Below are 4,207 nucleotides of genomic sequence, written 5' to 3'. Positions count from 1 at the left end.
TTGACCAACTGTAGAGCATGCTGAGGCGTTTGTCAGCCTGTTCCCAGCCCGCGGTGATCTCTGTGCCCGTCACCTGCCGGCCACCGTGCGGACACCTGTCGGCGGTGCACGCGACGTGGCACCATGTGACCTTGCCTCACCCATCGTTGAAAGGGACCGATATGCAGCGCACCCTGCGCACCCGCCTGGGCACCCTCGCCCTCGCGTCGCTCCTCCTCGGCAGTGCAGCCTGCGGAGACGACTCCGCGGACGCCCCCGACGCCGCCGACGACAGCTCCGCACCGGCCGTCGACACGGAGTCCGAGGCGGCCGGGATGGTGCCGGACGACATCAGAGAGGCCGGCAAGCTCGTCATCGGGACGGACGCCTCCTACGCGCCGAACGAGTTCTTCGCCGAGGACGGCAGCACCATCGTCGGGATGGACATCGACCTCTTCGACGCTGTGGCCGCGGAGATGGGTCTGAAGACCGAATACCAGAACGCCGACTTCGGCACGATCATCGGCGGGGTCACCGGCGGCAAGTACGACCTGGGCGTGTCCAGCTTCACCATCAACGAGGAGCGCAAAGGCCAGGTCAACATGGTCAGCTACTTCAACGCCGGCACCCAGTGGGCTGTGGCCAGCGGCAACCCGGAGGACGTCGACCCGGAGTCTCCCTGCGGGCTGACCGTCGCCGTGCAGGCCAACACGGTGCAGGACCAGGAGGACCTCCCGCCCAAGGTGGAGGCCTGTGAGGCCCAAGGAAGCCCGCTGACGGTCCAGCAGTACGAGGGCCAGGACCAGGCCACCTCGGCACTGGTGACGGGCAAGGCCGATGCGATGCTGGCCGACTCCCCCGTGGTCTCCTACGCCATTTCCCAGGTCGGTGGGGACATCGAGTCGGTCGGCGACATCTCCGACGCCGCTCCCTACGGCTACGTCGTCCCGATGGAGGACACCGACCTGGCGGACGCCCTGGTCGTTGCGCTGGAGGCCGTGGCCGAGGACGGCTCCTACGACGAGGCCCTGCAGGAGTGGGGGCAGAGCCAGGGCGCGATCGCCGACTTCGCCGTCAACCCGTGACCGAACCCGCCGCCGACGGGCAGCGCCCGGGACGCATCGACGCCGTCCCGGTGCGCCACCCCGGACGGTGGCTGGCGGTCGCCGCCATCGCCGTGCTGGTGGCGATGTTGGTCAACATGCTGCTGACCAACGAGTCCTTCAACTGGCCGTTCGTGCTCGACTCCATGTTTGCGGATCCGGTGGTCAACGGTCTGCTGATCGGGACCCTGCTGGTCACCGTGCTCGCGATGCTGCTCGGGGTCAGCACGGGCATCGTGCTGGCGGTCATGCGACTGTCCCCCAACCCGGTGCTGTCCTGCGTCTCGTTCGCGTTCATCTGGTTCTTCCGGACGATCCCCCGCCTCGTGCTGCTCACCATCATGGGCACCCTCGGCGTGGTCTTCCAGCAGGGTCTCGAGCTCGGGGTGCCCTTCGACCACGTGATCCTGGGCCTGCTCGGCATCGACGGTGATCTGCGCTTCCTGACCATCGACGCCAACACCGTCTTCGCCGGCGTCGCCGGCGGCGCCATCGGGCTCGGACTGAGCGAGGCGGCCTACATGGCCGAGATCGCCCGGGCCGGCATCACCTCGGTCGACACCGGGCAGCGAGAGGCCGCCGAGGCCCTCGGCATGGACGGCGGCAAGGCGATGCGCCGCATCGTGCTGCCGCAGGCCATGCGGGTGATCGTCCCACCCACCGGCAACGAGCTGATCTCCATGGTCAAGGACACCTCACTGCTGATCGGACTGCCACTCTCGACCGAGCTGTTCTTCCAGCTCAACGCCATCGGGTCGCGGACCTTCCAGATCTTCCCGGTTCTGGTCTCGGCCACCCTGTGGTATCTGCTCATCGGCAGCGTCTTGATGGTCGGCCAGTACTTCCTCGAGCAGCGCTTCAACCGTGGCTACGGCGCGCGAAGCACGACCAAGGCATCCGCCACCGGCACCGTGGCAACCCCGGGATGACCGGCACTCTGGTCGAGGCGCTCAACGTCACCAAGGCGTTCGGGCACACCGAGGTCCTCAAGGGCATCGACCTTCAGGTCGACCACGGTCAGGTGGTCTGCCTGCTGGGTCCCTCCGGCTCAGGCAAGACCACCTTCCTGCGGTGCATCAACCAGCTGGAGACCATCGACGGCGGACGGATCCGGGTCGACGGCGATCTCATCGGGCATGCCGAGCGCAAGGGCCGGCTGCACCGGCTCACCGACAAACAGATCGCCGCGCAGCGCCGGGAGATCGGCATGGTCTTCCAGCGCTTCAACCTCTTCCCACATATGACGGTGCTGGACAACGTCTGCGAGGCGCCGTGCGCGGTGCAGGGCCGCCGGCGCGGCACAGTCAAGGGCGAGGCGCACGAGCTGCTGGACCGGGTGGGCCTGGGCGACAAAGCCGACGCCTACCCCAACGAGCTCTCCGGCGGGCAGCAGCAGCGGGTGGCCATCGCCCGGGCCCTGGCCATGCACCCCAAGCTGATGCTGTTCGACGAGCCGACCTCCGCGCTGGACCCCGAGCTGGTCGGGGATGTGCTGGCCGTGATGCGCGACCTGGCCACCCAGGGGATGACGATGCTCGTGGTGACCCACGAGATGGCTTTCGCCCGGGAGGTCGCCGACCACGTGGTCTTCATGGACGCGGGCGTCGTCGTCGAGGAGGGACCGCCGGATCAGGTGCTGGTCAGCCCCCAGCACGCCCGGACCCGCGACTTCCTGCGCCGGGTGACCGAGGAGGAGCCGCCGGCCGTGCAGCATGTGCCCGACCACGTGCGCCGACCCGGAGAGGCCGCGCCCTGAGCTCACCAGGCCGCCGCGCGCGGTGGGGACTGGCGGTGGTGCGCGGCCGCTCGATGGAGCCGACGCTGCAGGACGGGGACCGGCTACTGGTCCGCTATGGTGCGCCCCCGCATACCGGTGACCTGGTGCTGGTCCGCCTCCCCGACGGACCGCACGGTCCGCGACCGCTCTCGGTCAAACGACTCACCCGCATCGAGCCGGACGGCTCGTGGTGGGTGGAGTCGGACCACCTGGGGGCCGGGACCGACTCGTGGACGGTGGGCGCCCTCGCGCCCGCTGCGTTGGTGGGTCGGGTCGTGCTCAGACTGCCGCGTCTTCCTGCGGCCGGTCCTGGCCGGTGAGCGCCCAGGTCACCCAGGGCAGCACCTCGCGCACCTGCCGGGCCATCTGGTCATAGACCTCGTCGGCCTGCGTGTAGGGGTCTACGATGTCCAGCTCACCCAGCGGCTGCTGTCCGCGGCGGCGGCGCAGCGTGGCGGTCACCTCACGCACCCAGGCGCGCGCGTCGTCGCTGCTCGGGAGCTCGTCGGCCGGCAAGGTGGCGGCCAACAGACCGAACTCGCGGAAGGTGAGCGTGCGCGTGAGCGCCGGCGGCCGCAGCTGCACGACCGAGCCCCGGTGCTGGCGGGTGGCGGTGAGCACGAGGTCGGCCGCGTCCACGTGGTGCTCCTCGATGTAGCGACTGCGAAAGCCCGGCGCCGGTAGGCCGTGCTGCTCCAACCGGGCGTGGGCGTGCGGCTCCATCGGATGGTCCTCCAGGCCACGCACCCCCGAGCTGCGCACCTCGACCGACTCGGTCCCCCAGGCCCGGGTCAGAGCGTCGTCGAGCAGCCGCTCGATGAACGGCGAACGGCAGATGTTGCCGGTGCACACCACCAGGATTCGGGCCTTGGTCACCGGGTCACTGTAGTCGGCCGGGGCCCGGCCCGACGTCGCCCCCCGGCACCGGGACGAGGACCCCCTCCCACCGAGGGCCGACACCTCGGATGCTCACTCGCCGGGTGTCCTCCTCAGGCTCGGCCGGGCGCTGAAGCCGCACCTCCAGCCGATCGCCGCTGAGCTGCTCCACGAGGCCCCCACCCCACTCCACGACGGTCACCGCTTCGTCCAGAGCCGTGTCCAGGTCGAGATCGTCGAGCTCCGCCCGACCGGCGAGACGATATGCATCGACGTGGACCAGGGGCGGACCGGCGCTCAAGGAGGGGTGTTCGCGCGCGATGACGAAGGTCGGCGAGGTGATCGGCCCGCGCACCCCGAGCCCGTCGGCCAGGCCCTGCGTGAGCGTGGTCTTGCCGGAGCCGAGGTTGCCGGTTCGCCGCCCCCAGTTCCCGGCGCGGGGCCGCTCACCGAGCCACCACCCAAAGCGCCG

General features: G+C 70.0%; 6 protein-coding genes. 4 read left to right on the top strand and 2 right to left on the bottom strand.

What is annotated here, in order from left to right:
- Positions 1-161 precede the first annotated feature (161 nt).
- The 4 genes from ACR2FV_RS08540 to ACR2FV_RS08525 are packed head-to-tail and all read left to right on the top strand — an operon-like array spanning position 162 to position 3,179.
- Positions 162-1,064 (top strand): ABC transporter substrate-binding protein, encoded by a 903-nt coding sequence (locus ACR2FV_RS08540; protein WP_434015266.1) that lies wholly within the window; start codon positions 162-164, stop codon positions 1,062-1,064.
- On the top strand, positions 1,061-2,011 hold the full coding sequence (locus ACR2FV_RS08535) for an amino acid ABC transporter permease (RefSeq protein ID WP_434015265.1): 951 nt from the start codon (positions 1,061-1,063) through the stop codon (positions 2,009-2,011). Before ACR2FV_RS08540 ends, ACR2FV_RS08535 begins: the two co-directional genes overlap by 4 nt.
- Positions 2,008-2,838, top strand: a complete 831-nt coding sequence (locus ACR2FV_RS08530; RefSeq protein ID WP_434015264.1) for an amino acid ABC transporter ATP-binding protein — start codon at positions 2,008-2,010, stop codon at positions 2,836-2,838. Before ACR2FV_RS08535 ends, ACR2FV_RS08530 begins: the two co-directional genes overlap by 4 nt.
- Before the next feature lie 35 nt (positions 2,839-2,873).
- The gene (locus ACR2FV_RS08525; RefSeq protein WP_434015263.1) at positions 2,874-3,179 is read left to right on the top strand and encodes a S24 family peptidase; all 306 of its coding nucleotides are present in this window, start codon (positions 2,874-2,876) and stop codon (positions 3,177-3,179) included.
- Here the strand turns inward: ACR2FV_RS08525 and ACR2FV_RS08520 are convergent.
- Positions 3,139-3,735: a low molecular weight phosphatase family protein gene (locus ACR2FV_RS08520; RefSeq protein ID WP_434015262.1), complete on the bottom strand. Its 597-nt coding sequence runs from the start codon at positions 3,733-3,735 to the stop codon at positions 3,139-3,141. The genes ACR2FV_RS08525 and ACR2FV_RS08520 overlap by 41 nt on opposite strands.
- 4 nt (positions 3,736-3,739) lie before the next feature.
- A partial coding sequence (gene tsaE, locus ACR2FV_RS08515; RefSeq protein ID WP_434015261.1) for a tRNA (adenosine(37)-N6)-threonylcarbamoyltransferase complex ATPase subunit type 1 TsaE occupies positions 3,740-4,207 on the bottom strand: 468 nt, incomplete at its 5' end.

This window comes from Ornithinimicrobium sp. (genome assembly GCF_051004135.1).
Lineage (GTDB): Bacteria > Actinomycetota > Actinomycetes > Actinomycetales > Dermatophilaceae > Ornithinicoccus.
Note: the sequence above shows the minus strand (reverse complement) of the source record. Positions and strands in the feature narration are given on the sequence as shown.

Coding starts and splice junctions, on each gene's coding strand:
- ACR2FV_RS08540 (WP_434015266.1), top strand. CDS start 162: ATGCAGCGCACCCTGCGCACCCGCCTGGGCACCCTCGCCCTCGCGTCG.
- ACR2FV_RS08530 (WP_434015264.1), top strand. CDS start 2,008: ATGACCGGCACTCTGGTCGAGGCGCTCAACGTCACCAAGGCGTTCGGG.